At 35.3% G+C, this 23,287-nt stretch carries 25 protein-coding genes; 18 read left to right on the top strand and 7 right to left on the bottom strand.

Annotation, left to right across the window (positions count from 1 at the left end; translation table 11 throughout):
• The gene (locus FACI_RS08145) at positions 1 to 1,134 is read right to left on the bottom strand and encodes an acyl-CoA dehydrogenase family protein (protein WP_009887673.1); all 1,134 of its coding nucleotides are present in this window, start codon (positions 1,132 to 1,134) and stop codon (positions 1 to 3) included.
• 344 nt (positions 1,135 to 1,478) lie between these two features.
• Here FACI_RS08145 and FACI_RS08140 point away from each other — a divergent pair, with 344 nt between their 5' ends.
• Together FACI_RS08140 and FACI_RS08135 are read left to right on the top strand one after the other, a co-directional pair.
• Positions 1,479 to 1,973: a precorrin-2 dehydrogenase/sirohydrochlorin ferrochelatase family protein gene (locus FACI_RS08140; protein WP_009887672.1), complete on the top strand. Its 495-nt coding sequence runs from the start codon at positions 1,479 to 1,481 to the stop codon at positions 1,971 to 1,973.
• A 4-nt stretch (positions 1,974 to 1,977) separates the two neighbouring features.
• Positions 1,978 to 2,613: an isochorismatase family cysteine hydrolase gene (locus FACI_RS08135; RefSeq protein ID WP_009887671.1), complete on the top strand. Its 636-nt coding sequence runs from the start codon at positions 1,978 to 1,980 to the stop codon at positions 2,611 to 2,613.
• Positions 2,614 to 2,615: 2 nt separating this feature from the next.
• Here FACI_RS08135 and FACI_RS08130 read toward each other — a convergent pair whose 3' ends face one another.
• On the bottom strand, positions 2,616 to 3,992 hold the full coding sequence (locus FACI_RS08130) for an APC family permease (protein ID WP_009887670.1): 1,377 nt from the start codon (positions 3,990 to 3,992) through the stop codon (positions 2,616 to 2,618).
• Positions 3,993 to 4,124: 132 nt separating this feature from the next.
• Here FACI_RS08130 and FACI_RS08125 point away from each other — a divergent pair, with 132 nt between their 5' ends.
• The 6 genes from FACI_RS08125 to FACI_RS08100 all read left to right on the top strand — a co-directional run bounded on the left by FACI_RS08125 (position 4,125) and on the right by FACI_RS08100 (position 10,816).
• Complete coding sequence (locus FACI_RS08125) at positions 4,125 to 4,463, top strand: hypothetical protein (protein ID WP_009887669.1); 339 nt, start codon at positions 4,125 to 4,127, stop codon at positions 4,461 to 4,463.
• 107 nt (positions 4,464 to 4,570) lie between these two features.
• A complete protein-coding gene (locus FACI_RS08120) occupies positions 4,571 to 5,134 on the top strand; it encodes a DUF981 family protein (protein ID WP_009887668.1) in 564 nt (187 codons plus the stop codon).
• Between the two features lie 121 nt (positions 5,135 to 5,255).
• A complete protein-coding gene (locus tag FACI_RS09855) occupies positions 5,256 to 5,609 on the top strand; it encodes a Trm112 family protein (RefSeq protein WP_009887667.1) in 354 nt (117 codons plus the stop codon).
• A 52-nt stretch (positions 5,610 to 5,661) separates the two neighbouring features.
• The gene (locus tag FACI_RS08110) at positions 5,662 to 6,360 is read left to right on the top strand and encodes a class I SAM-dependent methyltransferase (protein WP_009887666.1); all 699 of its coding nucleotides are present in this window, start codon (positions 5,662 to 5,664) and stop codon (positions 6,358 to 6,360) included.
• A 335-nt stretch (positions 6,361 to 6,695) separates the two neighbouring features.
• On the top strand, positions 6,696 to 10,202 hold the full coding sequence (locus FACI_RS08105) for a hypothetical protein (protein ID WP_019841734.1): 3,507 nt from the start codon (positions 6,696 to 6,698) through the stop codon (positions 10,200 to 10,202).
• Entirely contained in the window at positions 10,202 to 10,816 is a 615-nt protein-coding gene (locus tag FACI_RS08100; RefSeq protein ID WP_009887664.1) for a site-2 protease family protein, read from the top strand. The genes FACI_RS08105 and FACI_RS08100 overlap by 1 nt, the downstream gene beginning before the upstream one ends.
• Here FACI_RS08100 and FACI_RS08095 read toward each other — a convergent pair.
• Entirely contained in the window at positions 10,813 to 11,055 is a 243-nt protein-coding gene (locus FACI_RS08095) for a hypothetical protein (protein ID WP_009887663.1), read from the bottom strand. The two genes, FACI_RS08100 and FACI_RS08095, sit on opposite strands and share 4 nt — an antisense overlap.
• A 308-nt stretch (positions 11,056 to 11,363) precedes the next feature.
• On the opposite strand from FACI_RS08095, the gene FACI_RS10040 reads away from it, so the two are divergent.
• From FACI_RS10040 to glmM, 4 genes are all read left to right on the top strand, one after another.
• Positions 11,364 to 11,540: a zinc finger domain-containing protein gene (locus FACI_RS10040; protein WP_009887662.1), complete on the top strand. Its 177-nt coding sequence runs from the start codon at positions 11,364 to 11,366 to the stop codon at positions 11,538 to 11,540.
• Between the two features lie 16 nt (positions 11,541 to 11,556).
• A complete protein-coding gene (locus FACI_RS08090) occupies positions 11,557 to 11,811 on the top strand; it encodes an elongation factor 1-beta (RefSeq protein ID WP_019841733.1) in 255 nt (84 codons plus the stop codon).
• 139 nt (positions 11,812 to 11,950) lie between these two features.
• Positions 11,951 to 12,895: a glycosyltransferase gene (locus tag FACI_RS08085; RefSeq protein ID WP_238553350.1), complete on the top strand. Its 945-nt coding sequence runs from the start codon at positions 11,951 to 11,953 to the stop codon at positions 12,893 to 12,895.
• A gap of 19 nt (positions 12,896 to 12,914) precedes the next feature.
• Positions 12,915 to 14,255 (top strand): phosphoglucosamine mutase, encoded by a 1,341-nt coding sequence (gene glmM, locus FACI_RS08080; protein ID WP_009887659.1) that lies wholly within the window; start codon positions 12,915 to 12,917, stop codon positions 14,253 to 14,255.
• Here the strand turns inward: glmM and FACI_RS08075 are convergent.
• Complete coding sequence (locus FACI_RS08075) at positions 14,250 to 14,855, bottom strand: CDP-alcohol phosphatidyltransferase family protein (protein ID WP_009887658.1); 606 nt, start codon at positions 14,853 to 14,855, stop codon at positions 14,250 to 14,252. The two genes, glmM and FACI_RS08075, sit on opposite strands and share 6 nt — an antisense overlap.
• A 23-nt stretch (positions 14,856 to 14,878) precedes the next feature.
• Positions 14,879 to 16,096, bottom strand: coding sequence for a glycosyltransferase (locus FACI_RS08070; protein ID WP_009887657.1), 1,218 nt, complete (start codon positions 16,094 to 16,096; stop codon positions 14,879 to 14,881).
• 113 nt (positions 16,097 to 16,209) lie between these two features.
• Between FACI_RS08070 and thiD the strand changes: the two genes are divergently transcribed.
• From thiD to FACI_RS08040, 6 genes are all read left to right on the top strand, one after another.
• Positions 16,210 to 16,998 carry a bifunctional hydroxymethylpyrimidine kinase/phosphomethylpyrimidine kinase gene (thiD, locus tag FACI_RS08065; protein WP_048074070.1) on the top strand — a complete coding sequence of 263 codons (789 nt, stop codon included), beginning with the start codon at positions 16,210 to 16,212 and terminating at the stop codon, positions 16,996 to 16,998.
• The gene (locus tag FACI_RS08060; RefSeq protein WP_009887655.1) at positions 16,995 to 18,026 is read left to right on the top strand and encodes an AIR synthase family protein; all 1,032 of its coding nucleotides are present in this window, start codon (positions 16,995 to 16,997) and stop codon (positions 18,024 to 18,026) included. Before thiD ends, FACI_RS08060 begins: the two co-directional genes overlap by 4 nt.
• Positions 18,023 to 18,643 (top strand): thiamine phosphate synthase, encoded by a 621-nt coding sequence (thiE, locus tag FACI_RS08055; RefSeq protein ID WP_009887654.1) that lies wholly within the window; start codon positions 18,023 to 18,025, stop codon positions 18,641 to 18,643. The genes FACI_RS08060 and thiE overlap by 4 nt, the downstream gene beginning before the upstream one ends.
• A 47-nt stretch (positions 18,644 to 18,690) precedes the next feature.
• Positions 18,691 to 19,461, top strand: coding sequence for a MarR family transcriptional regulator (locus tag FACI_RS08050; RefSeq protein WP_009887653.1), 771 nt, complete (start codon positions 18,691 to 18,693; stop codon positions 19,459 to 19,461).
• Between the two features lie 309 nt (positions 19,462 to 19,770).
• The gene (gene speD / locus FACI_RS08045; RefSeq protein ID WP_009887652.1) at positions 19,771 to 20,163 is read left to right on the top strand and encodes an adenosylmethionine decarboxylase; all 393 of its coding nucleotides are present in this window, start codon (positions 19,771 to 19,773) and stop codon (positions 20,161 to 20,163) included.
• Between the two features lie 4 nt (positions 20,164 to 20,167).
• Positions 20,168 to 21,088: a hypothetical protein gene (locus FACI_RS08040; protein ID WP_048074069.1), complete on the top strand. Its 921-nt coding sequence runs from the start codon at positions 20,168 to 20,170 to the stop codon at positions 21,086 to 21,088.
• Positions 21,089 to 21,122: 34 nt separating this feature from the next.
• On the opposite strand, the gene infB is transcribed toward FACI_RS08040, so the two are convergent.
• Together infB and ndk are read right to left on the bottom strand one after the other, a co-directional pair.
• On the bottom strand, positions 21,123 to 22,865 hold the full coding sequence (gene infB, locus FACI_RS08035; RefSeq protein ID WP_009887650.1) for a translation initiation factor IF-2: 1,743 nt from the start codon (positions 22,863 to 22,865) through the stop codon (positions 21,123 to 21,125).
• Between the two features lie 2 nt (positions 22,866 to 22,867).
• Positions 22,868 to 23,287, bottom strand: coding sequence for a nucleoside-diphosphate kinase (gene ndk / locus FACI_RS08030; protein WP_009887649.1), 420 nt, complete (start codon positions 23,285 to 23,287; stop codon positions 22,868 to 22,870).

Here is a 23,287-nt window from a genome sequence, read left to right as displayed (position 1 = left end):
TTATAAATTTTTCATTATTTCCCGGGATATAATTATTTTCTGAATTTCGTTGGTTCCTTCATATATCTGTGTAATTTTTGCATCACGCATATGCCTTTCAGCATTGAAATCTGTAGTATAACCATATCCACCGAATAGCTGCAGTGACCTTTCTGCCACATATACTGCGGTATCAGAGGCATACATCTTTGCAATGGATGAGAGCTCCACGGTATCCTCATGGTTCTGCCATTTCTCTGCAGCTTCCCTGATAAGCAGATCAGAAGCCTTTATCCTGCTTTCCATTTCTGCTATCATAAACTGGATGCCCTGGAAATCAATGATTTTTTTGTTGAACTGTTTTCTTGTGTTTATATATTCAAGTGCTTCATGGAACGCAGATCTGGCTATTCCCAGTGCCTGGGCTGCTATTCCAATCCTTCCGGCATCCAGCGTGTCCATTATTACTGAAAAACCCTTGTTATATTCACCGACAATATTTGATTCAGGAACAAAAACTTCATGGAAATTCAACTCAACGGTACTGGAACCCCTGATGCCCATCTTATGTATATCCCTGCTAATTTCTAATCCAGGGGCATTGCCGTCAACAACAAATGTGGTAATTCCTTTGTACCCCTTTGATTTATCTGTAGAAGCATCCATCACAAAGAATTTTGCTATCCTGCCATTGGAAATAAAGGTCTTGGTTCCGGTAATTTTATACCCGCCTTCACATTTTTCAGCCCTTGTAGATATGGATGCTGCATCGCTTCCAGACCCGGGTTCTGTTATTGCAAGGCCGCCAACTGCACCCTTTGCTATCTCTGTTAAATATTTTTTATTCAGCTCCTCGCTTCCAAACATTATCAGTGGTTCTGCAAATAGGGTCAGGGCTCCGTCAAGGACAAGGGCAGTACTGGGGCATGCTTCAGATATTGTTTCAATAACATTGACAAGGAATGGAAAGCTAAGGCCGTATCCACCGTATTTTTCAGGTATATATGATGCAAACAGTCCCATATCCCTCATGGCCTGTATAATATCTTCGGGAACTTCCATTTTTTCGTCTATTTCCCGGGCTCTTGGCTTGATTTTTGTTTCTGCAAGTTCCCGGACATATTTCAAAACATTTGTTTCATTTTCATTAAGCATATAACTGAATAATGTTTAATAATAATACTTTTCTTATTGCAACCTATAAGAATGCTATGGCAGGTGGTTCAGTCTCATTTAATAAATCTGAGCGCACATAACTATATAAAATTCAAATTCTTTAAAGACAAAGATTACATTAACTCAGCATATGTAGTTATATGAAAGCCCATATTGTCTTCCTTCATCACCCGGGTATTTATGACTTCAGGAAGGGGATGTTATATCTTCAACCATTAACTTTCTGCGATTACAGGGTGTATAGCAAGTATGTACTTCCGCCATGCCTTATAATAAGTGGATAACAATAGTTAATTTCAATTGCAACTTATCCATACCTGTTCATGATATTCAATATTAAAATTACTGGGAAAAAGGTATTATTTGCAGGAGGTGGAAAAATTGCAGAAGCGAAAATAAAAAAACTTATAAAAGAATCTCCGGAAATTTCTGTAATTGCACCGGAAGTGACAGAGTATATAAGAACCCTGGGCAAAGGGGGGAAGATAAATATCATTGAAAGGGAAATAAGAATTGATGATATTACAGAGAACTATTTTCTTGTCATATGTGCCACCAGTAATCAGGGATTAAACAGGAAGATATCAATAGAGTGCAGGAAATTAGGAATTTTGCATGATGATCTCAGCAACCATAGGAATTCAGATATAATGATGGTGGCCAGTACCATAATTGGCAATCTAACATTATCTATAAGCACAGATGGAATGGCTCCGGCCATCGCCAGGCGGTTGAAAACTGAACTGGAGGAGGACTTAATACACAATAGCAATAATTTTGAAGAAGACATAAAAACAATATATAATAAAAAAATGTAGATGCATGAAAACTATAGGAAATAAACAGATCTATGAGAATATGGAGGAGATACTTGACCCTGCACATACCATGCTTGTGAACTGGGATATTCAGAACGGGCTGGTAAAGAATATATTCAACAAAGATGAATTCGTTTCTAATGTAAAGAAATTAACAGCCACATCCAGAGAACATGGCGTAGCGGTTTTGTATACAAAGATAACGCCGCTTCCATTCAAATACATGGCCCCTTCCAACATATACAGCTATATGAAAAGATTCGGTGTTGATGACCCGTCAAAACTTCCTGTATTTATGGCCCCCGGGTCCGAAGATGCAGAAATATACAGGGAACTGGCTCCTGAAAAGGATGATTATGTATTGAATAAACATACTGCCAGCGTATTTACCGGAACCAATGTTGAGAATATGCTTAAGGGTGCAGGAATAACTACCCTGGTATTCACAGGAATTGCTACAGAGATTGGAGTGGAATCAAGTGTCAGAGATGCTATAAACCATGGTTATTACACTGTAGTCGCATCAGATTCATGTTCTTCCCATAGCAAGGAAATGCATGAAATTTCACTTAAATCTATGTCTGCTGTAACGACAGTAATGGATACAGAATCTATAATAAATATAATAAAGAAGAAATAATTTTATTTATCAACAGCTGAATTAAAGTTTATATTTTTCATTTTTCCTTTTAATGATAGGTCCATAACTACTACAATAATTATGTACAATGCCATAATAATAAGTGCGTATGTGAATGGAAATGCCAGGGTAGAAATGGCGTAATACAGAGCAATAAGTATTATAATTGTTGAGACTGATGGGATTAAAATATCAAATGTAAAATTTTTATGAACCTTTGATAGCCCGGAATTCACAATCATGTGGATGATTAATGTAGCAAGTGTGCTTATGGTTGCATAGAATATAAACTGGTTCAAAAATCCATTTACATTGAATGAACTGTAAAATACATAGGTTGAAATTCCACCTACAGCGATAAAAATTCCGAGCAGGAGGAAAAGTGCATTTTGCGGCGCGTTATGCTTATTTAATTTTGAAAATGCAGGTGGCAGGTAACCGTCACGTGCCATAGAATATATGTTCCGTGTTATAGCCGTGCCTATTGTATTGAACAGCGTGTAAATTATAAAAAAGTTGAAAGCTAAGAAGAACATGGAAGTATATAGCCCGATATGTGATTTTATGACAATAAATGCAGGAATAACGGTGTCTGAAAAACTGGACATGTTGCTAAGGCCGAATCCTACTACCAGTGCATAGGAAATTAGAAGGTCAAGCACCCCGATGATCAACAGCATAGCTACTATTGCAATACCTATATTTTTTCTCGGGGCCTGTGCCTCTTCGCCAAGTGGTACAATAGAACCATATCCAGTATATGCAAGAAAACTTCCTGTTATGAACCCCAGGAACAGGTTCTTATATCCGGATATAGGTGAAAACACCGAAAGGGTGTTGTCCCTGGATGTCACTATAATTATAATAGAAATTGAAACAACAAATATTATCTCCACCACATTTATAATTATCTGTGATTTAAACGATGGGACAATGCCTTTGTAAATCGCATAAAATGAAGGTATGCTGATAGCGATTACCAGTATAATTCCATAATAGTATGGTACCTTTACACCCGTAAGATAAAGAATAGCTGGATTGAATATCATTATAAAAAATGAGAGAATGAATATAAGATTTGCCAGCTGGTATATAAGGTACAGGTAACTGGTAATGAATCCTGCGTGGTTCCCCAATGAGTATCCGGAATATCCATAATAACCCCTTGCACTTGCAGTTCTTTTAGAAAACTGGTAAAGAGTATTTCCGGTGAGGAGTGATGCAATTAACCCTATAAGGAAAGCTAATGGGCTTGCCCCCTCAGCAAATGCTGCAACACTTATGATTCCGTCAAATGTAAATAATGGAGATAATTGCCCCATGCCCTGAAAAATTAATCCATGAAGTGATATGGCGTTTGATTTTAATTGATTTTCCATATGCCCGTATCATTTTATTATATATAAAAATAAGCTAAACTATACATTAAAGTATAATATATATGTATATATATAGAAAATTAAAACAGCAAAATCGAAATATTTAAACAGCGAATTTATTTATAAGCTTTAATGGACATTAAAAAATATATCAGGTTGAAAAACGATATTGAAACTGTAATAGGAATAATAATTGGATTTGTATTTGGTGCAAAATTTGTTGCATTTTTATATCCATATCTGTTGCATTATTCCACCGCGGGCATAACCATTTCGCAAAGTGTCTATGCTCCAATTATTGCACTGGTTACAGGCATAATTTTATTTTTTGGCATAAGGACACTTGCATACCTTATTTCCTCAATGTTTCTTGGAGCGGGTATAGGAATAGCACTGTTTGAGTTTACCGGGTTTAACATGTTGTCGACTTTAATATTGATATCACACGCAATGCTGACTATGCTGGTTTAATTCTTATAAATCCCGGAACTGGCATTCCATAATATTAATTATGTGAATATATTCATAAAATAGGAAATATATAAATAAAGATATGAAATAAATTGTTGTGATTTTATATGGGATTTGTTGACCCGTTAGCTGTGATGCTATTAAGTTTGGGTGTAAGTGCAGGCTTGATTTCCGCGTTTTTTTATCAAGTCGCAAAGGGTAGAGATGTGAAAGAGTTAGTAGTTCCAGCCTTTATCTTTGGTGGTTTTGATTTTATGTCCGGGTTTGAAATGTCTGAGTTCTGGCCATTGCCCGGTTCATACAATATGCTATTTGGAGACCCTATTATGATACTTGGAATGCTGCTTATTGCAGGTTCCATAATGATCTACAAAGGGTATAATTTAAGGACTCTTTCAATTCCCGGAGTAATGTTAGGAGTGTACCTATTTATTGAAAGTGCAGCAATGGTTAATTTTAAGCTGGAAAGCGGCGATAATTTGTTTGCTGCAATGGGGCTCTATATAATGAGTGGCATATCTGCGGTCTACTCGGTTGTTTTATTTGCAAAGCCGGAAAAAGACAGGAAGTACCTTTATTATGTTGCGTTCATATTGCTTGCGCTTACCGCCCTAATTGCACTGTTCATTGGATATGAAGCCATATATGGGCATTTGCAGGCACCACCGTAGGCATATTATATATTTTTTACCGGGTATTTAGATTTTATATGTTTTATATTTTTATAATTTATATAATTAGCATATAAAAAAACATATATATGGAATCCGGTTAAAGATAGTAGATGTTTAAATGCAATATGATTTAATAGACCTGATTGCATGCCCTATGTGCAGGGGCAATTCATTTTCTAAATCAGTAATTAGAGAAGAAGGTGATAATGTTATAATTCCAGGGCACGGGGAGCACACGTATACAGATTCTAACAACGACGGAGCGAATCATGATATGAAAAACGGCATATTGCTATGCAATACCTGTGGAAGATGGTATCCCATAATCAATAGCATACACATATTGCTGCCTGATACCTACAGGGATGAAAAGAAAGATATGGAATTTCTTACAAAATATAAAAGTGATCTGCCTGATATTGTAATAAACAATGGAAAACCATTTAATATTAAGGTACTCGAAAAAACATAGAATCATGAATATGATATGCTGTGACATATATTTAAAAAGAAGTGGATTTTAAATGAAAGAAAATAGGTTTATGTCTGATGACAAAGATTTAAGGGATGTTTATAATAAAATTCCGAAATCATATGACAGAGCCAACGCATTAATCTCATTTTTTCAGGATGTAAAGTGGAGAACCAGACTTGTAGATGGAATATTCCACATTTCACAGCCGGAAAAAATTCTTGATGTTGCAAGCGGAAAGGGTGAATTGACATATATTATAAAACAGATTAAGGAAACATATGTAGTAATGACCGATTATTCAGAAAATATGTTGAACATGTCGATAGTTGACTCCACAAGAGTCCTTGCATCATTTAACAATTTGCCCTTCCGTGACAATTCTTTTGATTCAGTTATGAGTACGTTTGCCCTGCATGCTGCGGATAATATAGAAGATGTTATCAGGGAAATGGTCCGTGTTTCTAATGGCACAGTGGGAGTTATAGCAATGGGAAAATCAGATAATAAATTTTACAGTTTTATCACCGGATTTTATTTAAAATATTTTCAACCTTATATTGCAAAATTAACGGGGGAGAAATCAAAAGATTATAGATTCATTTATTACATATATAAAAGGCTGACACCAAACTCATCAATTCGTGAGATAATTAAAAAATATATGGATGTGGTAACATTTGAGGAGAAAGCCTTTGGATCGGTATACATTTTTATTGGTACTAAAAAGGATACAGAAGTCATTAAATAATTTAGAATTTTTTCTTGTCTGCGCATATATGAATTCGTGCATAAGTTTTCATTGAACTAATTCAAAAGATTGTGTGTCCTGTAAATAAGTATTGGGAATATATAATGAAATTTTTCTTTGTACCTAAAATGTAATCTTAATAAATGTTTAACGTGGGAAAGAAGTTAAGCAAGTCCAGAGAGTCCGGGATGCTGATTCAACGGCAACTAAATGCAGGAAGATAGCGTGCTGCGACATATTAAAAATGGAATAGAATAGTAAATAAAAACCTTCTAGAATTTTAATAGGCTCAGAATTGCAATAAACTAATATACCATCGTGAAACTACACTATTGATGATCGCCGTAGAGCGTCTAATGGTAAGAAAGAAATTAAAGACAATGTTAAAGAAATCTATAGAAAAGAACAACATTGATATATTTACCGGTTTCATTATTAAAGAAAAAAATGCTATCAGGGAGGTATATGACACACAGATTTCTGATATATTGTTAAATGCACTCAGGGATGCTGAAATATCAGCTGACCTTTACAGTGCCCTTACATATATAGATGATAAAAGCCCTCTGATACTGGAATATAAAGCTTTAAAATTATATTCTGATGGAAAGATTGACGATTTCATTCATTTTGTTACATCTAATATAGATATTTTAAGCCTGGCCAATGTTAAAAAAGATTTTGATGAATTGATAAATAAATCACAACCGGAAAAGGCTGTAGAATACCTATCTATTGCAGGAGTATTTGATGAGGGCATATTCAAAGAATATTTTGCCACAATGCCGGGTGAGCAGGAAATCCGGCGATTAACTGCACTTTTTCAAACAAACGGCAGTATCAATGACCTTGAGAAAATTCTTTCTATATGTATTTCAAAAATACCTTATTCAACCTGTTATTTTTCCCTGGCAGATATTTATGTAGAATTTAACCAGAAGGATAAACTCAAAGAGTTGCTGCATGATATCCATAAAAACCGTATTCATTATAATAATATAGATATCAGAAAATACTATTCATATCTTGGAGAATACGAAAAAGTTGTAGAATTTTCAGATGTTAATGAACCGGATAATGCATTATTGGCTGATGCATATTATCACCTCGGCTATTATGAAAATGCTTTAAAAATTTATAAGTATATTTATTATAACGAAGATAAAAATGTTCTTGAGCGAATTATAGATATTACTTATGCAATTAAAGATTATTATTCCCTTATTAATTATATAAACTTAATAGAAAAAAATCTGGGAACAAATAAAAAATTGTTGCTTTATAAAATTGAGAGTGAAATTGTACTTGATTTATATAGTGAAGCTGAATTGGATTTAAACAGGTACCGGTCAAATTTTGGCGATGATACTGAAGTACTGGAGTTATTTGCTAAATATTTCAGAGCGGTAGACAATCAGGAAATGTTATATAAAATTGCAATACAATTGATAGAAAAGGGAAATACAGATCATGAAAATTATAGAATTATTGTCAATTACCTGTATGAAAATCAGGAGTACAGCAAGATTCTTTCATACGTAACTGAAAAGAACCTGATTAATGAGTTTAAACCGGAATATTGCAGTTCACTTATATATTTAAACAGAATTGAAGATGCCATTGAGATTATAACGACAGAGCGATCTTTACTTGATTCCGGTAGGGTAGTTGATAGTATCTTTGAAAAAATAAAAACTAATGAAAATATCAGGAAGTTTAATAGTATAAATAAGCAGGGCACAATTCTTGAAATGGTAATCTCATATATGCAGGGGCGGAAAAATTTTGATTATATGAAATATGCCGGAAAAGTAAAAAATGCCGGGTCACTGGCCGGAATCTATATACTTGCCACATCTACCAGAAAGGACAATTTTTTTGACAGGCGTTACATAAGGAACCTTCTTGACATTGACAGGTATCAGATAATATCATCAATACTTTCCAATATCGAATCCATAAAGAATGGAGAGGATATTGGCGACATGAACGATTCAAGATATTTTTTATATCCCATTACTAAAGCACTTATAAAAACAAAACGTTACCATGAAGCTTCAACAATTCTGGATTCTTTGTATAGCAAAGACCCTGATGCATTTTATTATTATTTCAGGGCGTATATCGAATTTCAGGATTCAAATTTTGGGGATGCCATAAAGCATGTTGAGGAAGCTATCTCTGTTTTAGATAATGTCGATTTCCTTGCATTGCGGATTAATATTGCTCTGGCAAAAAATACAAATGCAGAAACCTACACAAAATCTGCTATAGATTTAGGCTTTACCGATATTTTTGGCATGATTTACAATTTTGTGGTAAGCAGAAATATAGATGTTAGTGAGGAATTCAGGGAATATCTGGAAAAGATTGATATTAAAAACGTATATTTGTACAGGCTAAAAAGCTATTGTTTGAGGGACTATAAATCTGTCCTTAAATACTCTGCCCTTTCACTTCTATATGGGGGAAATTCTGAGGATGTGGTAAATCATTATTCTATCCTGAAAAAGGATAATGAGCTGACTGCCGTATATTTTCTGGAACATTATAAAAATAAGTATTATGAAGGTTACATAATACTTTCAAGTTACTATTACAGCAAAAGGATATTAAAAAAATCTCTGGAATACTTCAACCTGGCATATGTAAGAAATAGTATTGCAGTGAAAAACCCACTTTTTCAGGAACTTTTTATGGGTGTCCCATTGTCCAGTGCCATTATTAATGCAATGGAATCCACAGGGGAATGGTTTCATTTGATGGTCTATTATTACAACAGGAAAGAATTTGGAAAAGTAAGGGAAATCACGCAATATCATTACAATAATATCAAAATACCGGAGTTCCTTATAACACGTGCATGGGAAAACATGCCGGTAAAGACCTTTATGGTTGGTCTTTTCAATAAAAGCCATGACAAAATTCTGGGTGAATTGCTTGCAAACAAATTCGATGAACTGGAACTATATGAGGATGAGATAGACATCCTGAAAACACTTATCAGCTATTATCCGGATGAAAACATACTTTTTGAACGCCTTATAAATTCTTTAATTCAGAATGGGAATTTAAACGAGGCTCTCGAAACCACTTATGATCGCTTCCATGAGAAAAAGGATATTTCATCATTTAATAGAATGGTGCATATTTTCTATGACCTGAGGGATTATAGTTCGCTGGCAAACATATTTAATAACAACAGGGAATTTGTAAATGCAGAGAACATAAAATACTGGATATATTCACAGATTAAATTATTTAACTACGCGGCAACGAGAGCATTAATGCATGATTATCACGGTATTATCAATGTAGATACCAGTGAAAGCATAAATTCAAAACTCAGATCTTCCTATAGAACAAGAATGATAGTGGAAGTCACTAAAAAAGTATTTGATACGGAGTACGTGGATCAAAAAGTTTCACAACCTGCCGAACTAAGTGCCATGGTACCTGCATACCTTGCAAATGATGTCTATGAATTCATTACTAACAAGGAACCGTATTCTTATATTGATGCCAAGGAATATAATAACGAATCCGTAAATATTATTGGCAGACTAAACACAATTGGTATTTCAGATATAAGGGATATAAAAATATACCACATTTATAAGGTAACCGGGAATGTAATAAAATCAAAGAATTTCTATATTTTCATAAAGAGATGCATGGAAGGGTATTATAAAATAGAGAAATTGTCTGAAAATGGGGGTTCCATTAATAGTGGTGATATGGGCAATGAACCTGATATTATTAAGATAATAACGAAATACAATGTCGGACTAATGGATGCAATATACATTGCAGGAAAAATGAAAAATGGGATGTTAAATTAATGATGTACAACAGGAATAACGAAGGAAATGATATTATAATAGCAGTAATCGTTTTAACTATAGCTTTCACTCTTATGATCAATGGTGGACTTCGTGGGGTACCGGACATAAAAACACTGGAAATCGAAGTACTTATAGGGTTCTCCGTAACTGTAACCGCTTTCCTTATGCATGAAATGGCCCACAGGGAAGTTGCCAGAAGGCTCGGTGCAGTTGCATTTTTCAAGTTATGGCCTGTAGGTATCCTTCTTGCACTGATAACATCGGTGTTCGGATTTATCTTTGCTGCCCCGGGTGCAGTCCAGTTTGCAGGGCTGTATGACAGGGATAGTGAGGGAAAAATCGCACTTGCTGGGCCAGGCACAAACATAATAATCGGAGTAATTGCTTTCCTGGCAGTAACATTTTCTGGCATTACCGGCGTGGCATCAACAATCTTAATATGGGTGGCATGGTTAAATCTCTGGTTTGCCCTGTTTAATTTGATACCATTTCCTCCACTTGATGGGAGCAAAGTATTTTACTGGAACAGCAAACTCTTTGCAGGTGTATTTTTACTGGCAATAATATTAAATATAGTAGATGGGTTCCTTCCGGCTATATTAGGAATCTAATCTTCCGGATCAGCTGTAATAAAAAATATGCTATTTTCCCCAACATCAATTCTGTATGGAATTAAGTATTTTCTGATTTCATTTTCAATTTTACATTCGACTTTTCCTGCTCCAACCATGTAACTCCATAGATCGGATGAGGGGCTTATTATTAAACCATAATAAAGAGGTTCGTGTGAAGCTATAAAATATTCCTTTTCACCAAATTCTGCTTTCTTATTACTGTATAATATTTCCATGCAGGGTAATAAACAACTATTAGATTAGTTTATGCCATACTGGATGCTTTATCCTGCTTTCTATAATTTATAAATAACATTATCCTGTATCAGTTTATTTGGCTCCCTTATGCCCACCATCTTCCATCCGGGACTTTCTATCCTATCTTTTACTTCTTTTAACCGCTCATGGATTTTTTTATCCAGATATGGATTGCGAGATGCCGTTGATAATTTATCGACATTTCCTCATACCGTTGAATAATGGAAAGAAAAAAATCAAAGGAGATATAAAAGTTAAATAGGTTTATTTAATAAAGTCCAAGAGAGTGATTAAAATAAATACAAAAGAAACATGTACTTCCTGTGGCATTGGCCTGGTGGAGGTAGGATATTCAATATTCGAATGCCCCCAGTGTGGGGAAGAGATGATTGGAAGATGCAAGCAATGCAGAGAGCATTCAACAAAATATGAGTGCCAGAAGTGTGGATTTATAGGACCGTGATATCATGGGAGATGTAATGGTTCAGTTAAGAATTCTTCCCGAATCTGTTGATGTAAATTTAAAAGATTTAAGGGTAGCAATTACGGCGAGCATAGAAAAACTTTGCACTATTAACGAAGTAAAGGAAGAAGAGATAGGATTCGGTTTAAGTGCCCTTTTATTCTCGGTTATCGTTCCCGATGAAGAAGGAAAAATAGATTCTGTTGAAAATGCCATATCATCGGTTAAAAACGTGAGCCAGGTTGATACCAGGGATGTTACGCTAATATAAGATGATAATTCTTTTGATTTTATTAATTTTTTATACCGTATTATTGCTGCTTATATCATCTGGATTTATTTATATTGAGTCTCATAAATATCACAGTGAACATATAGTCAATAACTACCGTCCGGAAACCCTGGTCATAATGCCTGTGAGAGGCATTGACTATTCACTTGAGAAAAATTTGATATCTGTTAAAAACCAGGAATATGAAAATTTTAAATTTTTATGCGTGGTTGATTCTGAGGAAGAAGAAGCCCTGAAAGTAATTAAGAAACTTGATATAGATTATATAACAAGTTCATATAAATGCGATAAATGCAGTGGCAAGGTAAGAGCAATAAGTACCGCTATCCAGCTATATAATAATTATGAGGTGTACCTTCTTGCTGATTCAGATATAGAGGTCAAAAAAAACTGGATTTTGAATATGGTAATGCCACTAAATCAGGAAGATGCAGGGCTTTCCACCACATTCCCCTACTTTTACCCTAAAAATGGGTTCTGGGCTCAGATTAAGGAAATATGGGGCTTTGTAGGAATGGGGCTTATGGAGTCAAAACTTACAAGATTCGGCTGGGGTGGTTCACTGGCATTCAAGCATGAACTCATAAGCGATTCTTTAGAATTTTTCAGTGAACATGTCTCGGATGACACAGCTCTAACAAAGATATGCAAGCAAAAGGGCAAAAAAATATATTACGTAGATTCTGCACAGCCAGATATAAACTCGCCGGATACATTTAAGGTGTTCGCTGAGTGGGCAAACAGACAGACCGCCCTTTCAATTTCTGCATCTCCTAAAGTGTATTATTATGGTTTATTATTTTATGGAGCCTACTTATTCCTATTCTTTTCCGCAATTTTAATGGGAGTATTTTATAATCCACTGTATTTTCTCTTCCTCATTCCTGCAGTGATGTATATCTACAATATGGTCAGAAGGCTAAAACACATAAAACCTGTCAATATACTTGGTTCTATCATACTCCCTTTTATTTATATGACAAATTTAATTGTTGCAAAACGGATGAAAAAGATAACCTGGCGCGGGAATACGTACGATATTGAAGATAAAAACTTATTATAATGAATTGTTATAATACATAATGAAGCAGCCAGAGTTATTCGGCACGAATGGAATCAGAGGAGTTCCAAATGAAGACCTTACAACAGATCTAGCAATGGGGATAGGAAAGGCAATAGGAACATTTTTCAATGGAGGTAAAATTGCAATAGCAAAGGATACAAGAATCAGCGGGGACATGTTCATGCTTGCTGTTGCTTCTGCTATCATGTCTACAGGTTCTGATGTGATATATGTGGGCGAGTTGCCAACCCCCGGACTCCAGTACTACTGCAAATCAAAGGGTATTCCAGGCGTTATGATTACCGCATCGCATAATCCGCCACAGTATAATGGAATAAAGGCAATAGATAAGGATGGTACTGAAATTGACGAAGAAAGCGAAATAAAAATAGAGGATATATACAACGGCAAATTATTCAAACAGGCATCCTGGGAGAAAATCGGGACGTATAATTATGATAGTACTGCAATAGGTCTTTATATGGACAGCATAGTCAGCATGGTAGATGAAAAGGCCATAAAGGAAAGGCGCCTGAATGTAGTAATTGATACAGGGAACGGGGCATCATACTATACCAGCCCCACAATACTGACAAAATTGAATTGCCATGTGGTTTCATTGAACGCAAATCCTGATGGCAAATTCTCATCGAGGAATTCAGAACCAAAACCTGAGAATCTGGTGGATCTTATATCTGTAATGAAAACCGGCAAATTTGATCTGGGGATTGCACATGATGGTGATGCAGACCGGTGCGTTTTCATCGACGAAAAGGGCAATTATATTGATGGTGATAAAAGCCTGGCATTGATAGTGAAACATACCATTCAAAAGGGCGATATAGTCGTAACTCCTGTAAGCAGTTCTGATGCACTTGAAAACATATGCAGGGAAAAGGGTGCAAAATTGATATCAACTAGAGTTGGGGCTCCGATTGTGGCACGTGCAATGATAGATAATAATGCATCTATAGGCGGCGAGGAAAATGGCGGTATCATATATGGAAAGCATCAGTTCTGCAGGGATGGGGCAATGACTATGGCACTGATGCTAAATCTCCTTACCCATGAAAACAAAACAGTATCAAGTCTGCTTGAAGAAATACCTGACTATACCATGGCTAAATCATCTGTAGCACGTAAAAAAAGCTGGGAAGAAATAAAAAAATTGCTAATGGAAAATTTTTCCGGGAAAAAGATGGATTTTACCGATGGTGTAAAAATTTTTGATGAAGATGGATGGACATTAATACGGCCTTCAGGGACTGAAAAGATTATCAGAATATTTTCTGAATCCCCATCCAAAAGCCTTGCGGAAGAGTATAATAAAACTTATATGGATTTCCTTGCAAATTTATAAATTTTTATACATATCAAAAAATCTTGTGATTGCAGTTATATTCCCTGCTAATCCAAACCATATTAATAGTATTCCTGTTGCGTAGATATCTATAGAATAGATGGAGAAATGGGATGATACAAAAAACTGGATCAGTGAGAATATTATTATTAAAATCAGCCTGTCTGCCCTGCCTGCTATTCCCGAATAATTTCTTTTAAGGCCAAGTGCCTGGGACTGTGTGCCCATATAGCTGGTAAGCAGTATTCCCAGAATAGCAAATAAGCCAAAATATACATTTCCATAGATTGAAAACGTCATGCCCAGGATGATAAACATATCTGAATACCTGTCAAATACATGATCCAGCATATCTCCCTTTTTTGATGAAATGTTTTTAAGCCGGGCTATTTTGCCATCAAGTGCATCAAACAAAGCAGAAAATATAATAAAAATGAAAGCAAGAAGAAGAAAATAATGGCTTAAATAATAAAAAATTCCGGCCAGCGCTGCAAAAACCAGAGATAATATGGAAATGGTGTTTGGATTTATTCCGGAAAATTTTTTCGTTATAGGATCTAAAAACCTGTCTGCCTTTTTCCTGTAGGAATCTAATACCATAGGCAGGTATTAAAAAGTAATTATTAAAGTGTTGTCTTGCCTGTTTTCTTTACCTTATGCCATACACGCTTTGCGCCTGTTATCTCCAGGAATAGGGTGTATATTGCTATAAGCGAGTTCAGGGTCAAGTATATATAAATTAATGGAATATAAATAAAATTCTGCCGCTTTTTTATCAATACAAGTACCAGGGCTACAACGTATATTATCAAAGATATCAGAATTAATGATATGAAATAGGTTCTCATTGAATGTACGAATGGGTTGTAAAAATTCAGAAGGGATATGTAAAGCCACCCGAAGAAGAGTATTCCGGAAAATGTAGGGGCGAGGACAATCATTAGGGCATCAAAATCCGTAAATTTGCTGAATCTTTTCTTTGAATGGAAAAATACCTGATGGTATCCACGTAGCCAGCGTGTCCTTTGCCTGAAATACTCTGAATATGATGCAGGAGTTTCCTGAAGTGCCTTTGCACTGCCAAGATATGCCGATTTATACCTTGCATTTGAAATTCTTATTGAACTTTCAAGGTCCTCTGTAAGAAAATTATCGTCCCATCCACCTATACTTTCTATGACCTTCCTTTTAAAGTACTGATTTGATCCAGCCACAGGAACGAAAAGGTTGAAGTGTGTCCTTCCTATAAGCGTGGCCTTAACAAGTATTTCATCTATAACTGCAAGCCTCGTAAATATATTTTCTTCTCTGTTTATGTATGAATTATATCCCTGCAGTACATCTACATTGAAATAATTCATTCCATATACTGCATTTTCAAGTGTATTGGGCAGAAGCATGGTATCGGCATCATATGTGGCAATTACCTCACCCTTTGTCTTTTCAAAACAAAAATTAAGTGCGGAAGCTTTGCTTTTGCCATCTGGCCTGTTGAATACATTTACTCTCTTATCCCTGCTTTCATACTCCTTTGCAATTTTATACGTATTGTCACTTGAATTGTCAACAACCACAAAGAGTTCAAAATTTGTGTATGTTTGATTTAATATGGATTCTATTGTCCGCTTGATCACGGTTTCTTCATTTTTTGCAGGAACTATAATGCTGACCATTGGCTTATACATTTTTAAGCCGGAAAATTGTGCTTCATTTAACTTTGAAAAATCAATATCGTATTTGGTAAAATCCTTATATCCAAAGTAAATTATAGGAAACTGATAAATAACGTAAACCAATCCTATTGCTATTAAAGCGAGCCCAATTCCCTGCAAAATATCCATTTCGGTATAGTATCCCTAGGATATATTTAAAACCTTTTTTATCATAGTTGTTTTTGTATGCATTTCCCGCAAGAATGCGGATAGCTTAAATATTGTTAATATATAATTAAAATATGGTAGCCAGAGTGATGAGCGTTGCATCCACTGATTCAGGGGGTGGTGCAGGCATAATGGCAGATTTGAAAACGTTTACGGCTATGAAAGTATTTGGAACTTCAGTAATAGTTACCTTAACAGCACAGAACAGTGTTTCGGTAAAATCTATTTATGAACTCCCTTTAAAATTTATCAACGAACAATTTGATGCGATAATGGAGGATATTGGCACAGATGCTGCGAAGACAGGAATGCTTTACTCCGCTCCTGTAATCTCAGATGTGACCGAGAAATTTAAACAATATGGAATAAAAAATATTGTTATAGACCCTGTAATGATTTCGAAAACCAATGTCCGGCTTTTGCGTGAAGATGCAGTTGAGACTATGATTACTAAATTGATGAAAATTGCAGAATTAATTACACCGAACATACCGGAAGCCGAAAAAATCTCATCAATGAAGATTAGAAATTCAGAAGACACAAAAATTGCGTCAAAAAAAATTTATGAAAACACAGGTTCATCGGTACTGATAAAAGGCGGGCATGCCGGGAGTCGTTATTCAACCGATATTCTTTACGATGGTTCCGAATATTATGAATTCCCATCCAGGCGTATTAATACTAACAATACTCACGGGACAGGCGATACACTTTCTGCTTCTATTGCGTCCTATCTTGCATCCGGAAAAAAATTGCCAGAGTCCATAGAGCTGGCTAAAAAGTATATAGACGGGGCCATAGAAAACTCATTTCCTATGGGTAAAGGTTATGGGGCACTTTCACATTTCTGGGCGATAAAATGATAGGAAAAATATCCAGGAAATTTTTTGAGGAAAATATAATAAATAAGATTGGCACTCTCCGTGATGAAGTGGTAGTTCCACCAAAAAATGGTGTGGATGTGGGAATTGTGAAAATAGGGGATAAGTATATGGCAGTTACCACTGACCCATTATACATAGATAAATCATTTGGCTTTAAGAAGGCCGCGTGGTTTGCGTTCCACATACTATTGTCAGATCTATATACCTCTGGAATACCTGCCTCTTATATGAGTATTGACCTGAATCTTCCATCCAGCATTACTGATAATGAATTCAAGGAAATATGGGATGTAATAAATGAAGAATGCATTAAATATAATATAGAAGTTGTAACAGGGCATACAGCACGGTACAATGGAGTTGAATTCCCTATGGTTGGCGGAATCACATTGATGGGTACTGGCGAAAAATTCATTACAACCGAAAATGCCGGTGTGGGTGACAGGATAATCATGACAAAAAGCTGTGCCCTGGAAACTGCACTTATACTGTCAAATACATTTCCTGAGTATGTCAGGAATAATATAGGTGAAGAAAATTATAAAAGCATAATTGGCAAATTTTATACAATGACCTGCGTGGGTGAAGAAACTCTTGCAATTGAATATGGAATTTCTGAAAGGATCACTTCAATGCATGATGCAACAGAAGGTGGCTTATTAAATGCTATTTATGAAATTGGAATTGCCTCTGGAAATGGGTTGTCTGTTGATTACAATAAAATAATTATTGACAGTGATATAGAAAAACTTTGCAATTTATTCAATATAGACCCTTTAAGGTCCATAAGCGAGGGTACTTTGCTGATAACGGTAAAGGAACAATATGCCATGGAATTTCTAACGATTTTGCAGAGTTCCGGAATAGAAGCCAGCCTAATAGGGGAAATACTTGATAATTCCAAGGGAATAAAAATCCTCAAGGATGGGAAGCAGGAGGATATTAGACCGGAGGACGACCAGCTATGGGGGGCTATCACCAAAGGAATAAAAGATGGATTAAAATGAAATTAAAAGGGCTTTATCTTGTTACTCCGGATTATTCTGGGGATTGGATTATAAATGCTACTGAAAGGGCAATAAAAAGTGGTGTGGACATATTGCAGTACAGGGATAAAACATCTACTTTCAGGGATAAACTTGCTATTGGAAAAAAATTAGCATCTATTTGCCATGATTATAGTGTGCCATTTATTGTTGACGATGATCCGGTTTTAATGGATATACTTGGAGCTGATGGAATACATATAGGAAAGGACGATGTGCCATTTGACTATGTAAAATCAAAGTATCCCGATCATATAATAGGTGTTTCAACTTATGGCAGCATAAAGGATGCTTTGCTATATCAAAAACTTGGAGCAGACTACGTTGCTTTCGGATCATTTTTCCCGACAAAAACAAAGGATGATGCAACTATCTGTGATATCAATGTGCTAAAAGGGATTGGGCCAATCAATATACCTGTATTCGTTATAGGTGGAATATCAAGGGAAAATATAGACCTTGTATTGAAATATGGGATTTCTGGAATTGCTGTTGTCTCTGCCATATATTCACATAATGATATAGAAGACCAGGTATCATATTTTAAAAGCAAATTAATTGAATACGGAAAAAATTAATGTCATCCATATGGGAAAACATATAATATTTAGTTATATCCATATTTATGAAAATAGAACAGGCATTAATATCACAATTGATGATTTTACTTAATATAAAGAATGGAAAAACACGCCCATCTGAAATTTCCAGAGAACTTGATATTACAATACAGGGCGTTGTCTACCATATGAAAATTCTAAAGAACAAGGGATTTATTGATGACGAAAATAGAATAACAAAGGAGGGCTTTGATTTTCTTTACAACGGTTTAAACTATATGGAAAACTTTGTTCATTCTAGCCTTATAAGCATAGATTCTTCCCTTGTATGGGAAGTTATATCCGATGAAAATTTTGAAGCGAACCAGAATGTGTCACTTTATATGAATGCAGGATACCTGCATGCAGGGGCATATACAGGCAGAGGAGCCCATGGAGTTACAGTAACACGGGCAGTAAAGGGGAAATGCACAGGTGTGACTGCAGTGAGGGAAATAATAAATATTAAAAAATCAAGGATTGTGGTACTTGCAGTAAACAATGTTGAGAAAGTAGATAATATGGTTTCCATTTCACAACTTGTTAAAAACACATTGGAAAGCATGGATTTTGATTTTCTCGGCATCATAGGCGAAATGGCAAAAAATATCACTGATCTCTTAAATATCAGGCCACAATTTGAGTATGCCACAATTAACTCTGCATTTGAGGCTGCTAGAAGGGGATTTACCACGGCTATAGTGGTATCAGAACGATTTTTCCATTTTTCATTAAATGAAATAAGGGAGTTGCAGTCAAAAAATCCGGGCATAGAACTTGATTTAAGGCATATATAAAATTAATGCATACTTTTAATAAATAACAAAATGAAATCAACAATAGCATGGAATGAATAATATATACAATTTGTGTTTCCATAAAGGTTAAAATTTCCCCATATCGTTTTTTAAATCCGCATAGAAATTAGCTGAATTAAATAATATATTATTAATTATATAATATTAGTATTATTTGTTATTTAAACACGGTATATTCAGTATTATTTTTATAAGTAAATAAAAACATTTTTTCCGATTTTTATAAATATTTAAATAATACTTTATTATAAAGGTGAATTGTAGAGGTGCAAAAAATTATGGAGGACGATGAAAGTGGCAGTAGGGGTACATATCATAGCGGATTTATACGGTGTAGATTCAGAGTTAATATCTAGCGCTGATGGTATTTCACCAATTATAGAAAGTGCAATTAAGGAAGGTAACCTGACGGAAATATCTTCCCAGTATTACCAGTTCCGGCCCATGGGGGCAAGTGGCATAGCCTTGCTGGCTGAATCACATCTTTCATTCCATACATGGCCGGAACATGGACTTGTAACCCTTGATATATATACCTGTGGAGAGCATAGCAATGCAGATAGGGCATTTAATTATCTTTTGAATGTTCTGCATCCAACATCCATAGAGTATAAAAAACTTGAGAGAGGCAGCAAAATCGAGGAAAACGTAAAAATCGAAAATCCCCAGATGATGCTGTGATAAATTGCAGAAAAAAATAATTTTAATTTCTTTTTCCTTTGTATTATTGTTTATAGATTTGTTAATAGGATTGTACCATATAACCACAACATTTAATTTTCTGATCATTCCCGACATAGCCATTTCTGTGGCATCTATATATATGGCTGGTGATATATTTCTTGATGTGTCTTACAGTGTGGGAAAATCTTTTTCGTTCTCTGAAAAATACGTGGGATTATTCATAGTAGGATTTGCTGCAATCGTGGATGAAATTGCAATGTCCGTGATGGCAGCAGTTGAGAACCAGGGGGCAGTTAGTTTTGGCACCATACAGGGTTCAAATGCAATTACCCTGCTTGCATTCTTTATCCTCATACCACTGTACTATAAATCAGGTATTTCAAAATTCAGGTTGGACGCCTACGTTGTCACTGCAACAGCAATAATACTCCTCATATTATCATTTTATTTTATCAAAGTTCCATATTATATAGGATTTATAACTCTGGCGGTATTCTTATTCTATATAGTAAAAAAATCAAAATCACCAGGAAGCAAAAATGTTATTGTGGCCGAAGAATCATACCCTTCATATTTTGGAATCCTTGCGATTATAGTTATCGTTCTGGCATCCTATAATATGATAGATGCTGCTCTTATTATATCTGAAGTTTTGAAAATTACTGCATTCCTATCATCCTTTTTCCTGCTCGGATTTTTTGGTTCACTTCCGGAAATAATAATGCTGTCTATTTCACTGAAGGACCAGAGAAAGAATGTTTCAATAGGATTGATCACTGGAAGTACATTATACAAAGAAACAATACTATTTTCAATAATCGCTTTCATAGGAACATTGACATTTCAGGATTCATTTTTCTCTCTGATATTGATGATGATATTTTCTGTTGTACTTATAATTTATACATTTATATTCTCATGATGTTCCTTTAAAAAGTTTTAATCAAAATACAAATTTAAAATCCCCAGAACTGCTCATCTTTTCTCTTAATTTTTATTAATTCTTCCATTGTAGTTTTGACATCAGGATCCATATCCTGGTCTTTCATTTCCTTTACTACATTTTCTGGCACATCAACATATAGGTCTTCGTCTGGAAAAATTTGCCTGTTTAAAGTGACTCCATCAATTGCACATGATAGTTCAGAACCTTTGTCAGCAAATTGATGGTTGACATCTCCATCCCTGAGGCTCTTAATAGTACCTGCATATTTATTCTTGCCATTTATGAGTTTATCACCAACCTTAACACGCCCGGATAGAACTTTAATGCCAACAATTACAGGTTTTGCGGCCCTGAATATATAATCAGGCATGATTACAAGCTTTGATGGTACTGGCTTATTATTTTTCTTTTCTTCTTCTATTTCATTCTTCTTGAATTCTAGCCATTTTGTAAGGTCATCTATCATAGAATAAATAACATTTCCGGAAATAACTTTGGCGTTATTTGTTTCCATGGCTTCTTTTGCATCCCCGGAAGTATTCACGTTGAATCCAACTATTACACGGTCCAGCGGGTTGTTCAAGGTGGAAACATTGATTATATCCCTTTTAGTTATATCGCCTATCTGCGCTTCCCTGACGGTTATTTTGTTCTGCTCCATTTCATAGGCTATAGCTTCAAGTGAACCGATTGCCTCTGCCTTTATTGTGATTCCGTTTTCAGAGAGTTTTATATCTGGTTTTGATTCATTAATCAATTCATTGAAAGCAGCGTCTGTTTTACCGCCCTTAATAGCAATGATAGATGTACCGGAAAGCACATCAAGTTTGTCCGTTATAAGTATTCTTATTCCTGCTGCAGATTTTATACTCTCTTTTTCTACCATACCTTTTTTACCGGTGGCAATAATAGCCTTTACCTTGGTGACTGCTGGCCCTGCTATTGTATTTAAGGCAATTTTATCGCCCTTGTGGAGCACACCCTGGTACAGTATTGTATCTAATGTCGTTCCAAGTGATCCTTCCTTTTTAATTTCTATAACAGAACCGCGGGTTGATTTGCTCTCAAATTGTATGTGCTCCTCCAGAAATCTCTGTGCGAGCCCTGTCAGAACCATCAGAATATCAGGTACTCCTATATTCAGCTTTGCGCTAATTGGAACTATAGCGAATGATTTTGTGAAATCAGTAATCCTGTCATATCTATCCGATGATATGCCTTTGACATAAAGGTCATTGATAATTTTGTAAATCTTTTCATCAAGAAAATCAACGTATTCCTTCCTCTGTTTACTTAAGGTTTCCTTGAATGATGTATCTTTTGATGAAACAAAATAAGGTATCATGTCAATTTTATTTGCTGCAATTATAAAGGGTGTTTTATATTTTTTTAAAACATCTATGGATTCTATTGTCTGTGGCTTTAAGCCTTCATTTACGTCGATAACCAGTATAGCTATGTCTGCAAGTGCCCCGCCCATAGACCTCATATTTGCAAAAGCTACGTGCCCGGGAGTATCAATAAATAATAATCCAGGAATAGTTACCTGTATATTTTTAAAATAATTTTTAATGTTTGTTTCAAGTGTGTTTTTATCAATTTCGGTTGCACCAATCTTCTGTGTTATGCCACCGGCTTCTTTTTTAGCTACTGTAGTCCCCCTGATATCATCAAGGAGAGTAGTTTTTCCATGGTCTACGTGGCCAAGCACACATACAATTGGTTCCCTTAAATTTTTTTTTGTGGTTTCCATACCTAATAATCCATTATCTCGTTCTCATTAAAGAATATTTTATATTCGTGGTTAAAAGATTCTGGAGAATCGGAGGCATGAACTATATTTTCCTCGATGTTCAATGAAAAGTCGCCCCTTATGGTACCTGCGGCTGCGGCAGAACCATCAGTTGCACCGGCGAGATTTCTGCACGAAATTATCGCATTATCACCTTCAAGTATTAAAGCTACTATAGGACCTGATGTTAAATAAGATACAAGACCTTCAAAAAATGGTTTCATACTATGAACGCTATAATGTTGCCGGGCTTTATCATCAGATACTTTCATCAGTTTCAAAGAAACTATTTTCAAGCCTTTATTTTCGAATCTTTCTATAATATTCCCAATGAGATGCCTTTTTACACCATCTGGCTTTATGAGTACTAAAGTTCGTTCCAT

Source organism: Ferroplasma acidarmanus Fer1 (assembly GCF_000152265.2).
GTDB lineage: Archaea > Thermoplasmatota > Thermoplasmata > Thermoplasmatales > Thermoplasmataceae > Ferroplasma > Ferroplasma acidiphilum.
The sequence above is the reverse complement of the archived record's forward strand: the minus strand, read 5'-3'. Positions and strand labels throughout refer to the sequence as shown.

Bases quoted from the DNA above. Each gene is read 5' to 3' on its own strand.
- FACI_RS08095 (WP_009887663.1), bottom strand. From the start codon at position 11,055: ATGGAAATATTATACAGTAATAAGAAAGCAGAATTTGGTGAAAAGGAA.
- glmM (WP_009887659.1), top strand. From the start codon at position 12,915: ATGAAGCAGCCAGAGTTATTCGGCACGAATGGAATCAGAGGAGTTCCA.
- FACI_RS08145 (WP_009887673.1), bottom strand. From the start codon at position 1,134: ATGCTTAATGAAAATGAAACAAATGTTTTGAAATATGTCCGGGAACTT.
- infB (WP_009887650.1), bottom strand. From the start codon at position 22,865: ATGGAAACCACAAAAAAAAATTTAAGGGAACCAATTGTATGTGTGCTT.
- FACI_RS08130 (WP_009887670.1), bottom strand. From the start codon at position 3,992: ATGGAAAATCAATTAAAATCAAACGCCATATCACTTCATGGATTAATT.
- FACI_RS08105 (WP_019841734.1), top strand. From the start codon at position 6,696: ATGATCGCCGTAGAGCGTCTAATGGTAAGAAAGAAATTAAAGACAATG.
- FACI_RS08135 (WP_009887671.1), top strand. From the start codon at position 1,978: ATGAAAACTATAGGAAATAAACAGATCTATGAGAATATGGAGGAGATA.
- FACI_RS08100 (WP_009887664.1), top strand. From the start codon at position 10,202: ATGATGTACAACAGGAATAACGAAGGAAATGATATTATAATAGCAGTA.
- FACI_RS08060 (WP_009887655.1), top strand. From the start codon at position 16,995: ATGATAGGAAAAATATCCAGGAAATTTTTTGAGGAAAATATAATAAAT.
- FACI_RS08075 (WP_009887658.1), bottom strand. From the start codon at position 14,855: ATGGTATTAGATTCCTACAGGAAAAAGGCAGACAGGTTTTTAGATCCT.
- FACI_RS08090 (WP_019841733.1), top strand. From the start codon at position 11,557: ATGGTTCAGTTAAGAATTCTTCCCGAATCTGTTGATGTAAATTTAAAA.
- speD (WP_009887652.1), top strand. From the start codon at position 19,771: ATGAAAGTGGCAGTAGGGGTACATATCATAGCGGATTTATACGGTGTA.
- thiE (WP_009887654.1), top strand. From the start codon at position 18,023: ATGAAATTAAAAGGGCTTTATCTTGTTACTCCGGATTATTCTGGGGAT.
- FACI_RS08085 (WP_238553350.1), top strand. From the start codon at position 11,951: ATGCCTGTGAGAGGCATTGACTATTCACTTGAGAAAAATTTGATATCT.
- FACI_RS08120 (WP_009887668.1), top strand. From the start codon at position 4,571: ATGGGATTTGTTGACCCGTTAGCTGTGATGCTATTAAGTTTGGGTGTA.
- FACI_RS08140 (WP_009887672.1), top strand. From the start codon at position 1,479: ATGATATTCAATATTAAAATTACTGGGAAAAAGGTATTATTTGCAGGA.
- FACI_RS08050 (WP_009887653.1), top strand. From the start codon at position 18,691: ATGAAAATAGAACAGGCATTAATATCACAATTGATGATTTTACTTAAT.
- FACI_RS08070 (WP_009887657.1), bottom strand. From the start codon at position 16,096: ATGGATATTTTGCAGGGAATTGGGCTCGCTTTAATAGCAATAGGATTG.
- FACI_RS08110 (WP_009887666.1), top strand. From the start codon at position 5,662: ATGAAAGAAAATAGGTTTATGTCTGATGACAAAGATTTAAGGGATGTT.
- FACI_RS09855 (WP_009887667.1), top strand. From the start codon at position 5,256: ATGCAATATGATTTAATAGACCTGATTGCATGCCCTATGTGCAGGGGC.
- FACI_RS08125 (WP_009887669.1), top strand. From the start codon at position 4,125: ATGGACATTAAAAAATATATCAGGTTGAAAAACGATATTGAAACTGTA.
- thiD (WP_048074070.1), top strand. From the start codon at position 16,210: ATGGTAGCCAGAGTGATGAGCGTTGCATCCACTGATTCAGGGGGTGGT.
- ndk (WP_009887649.1), bottom strand. From the start codon at position 23,287: ATGGAACGAACTTTAGTACTCATAAAGCCAGATGGTGTAAAAAGGCAT.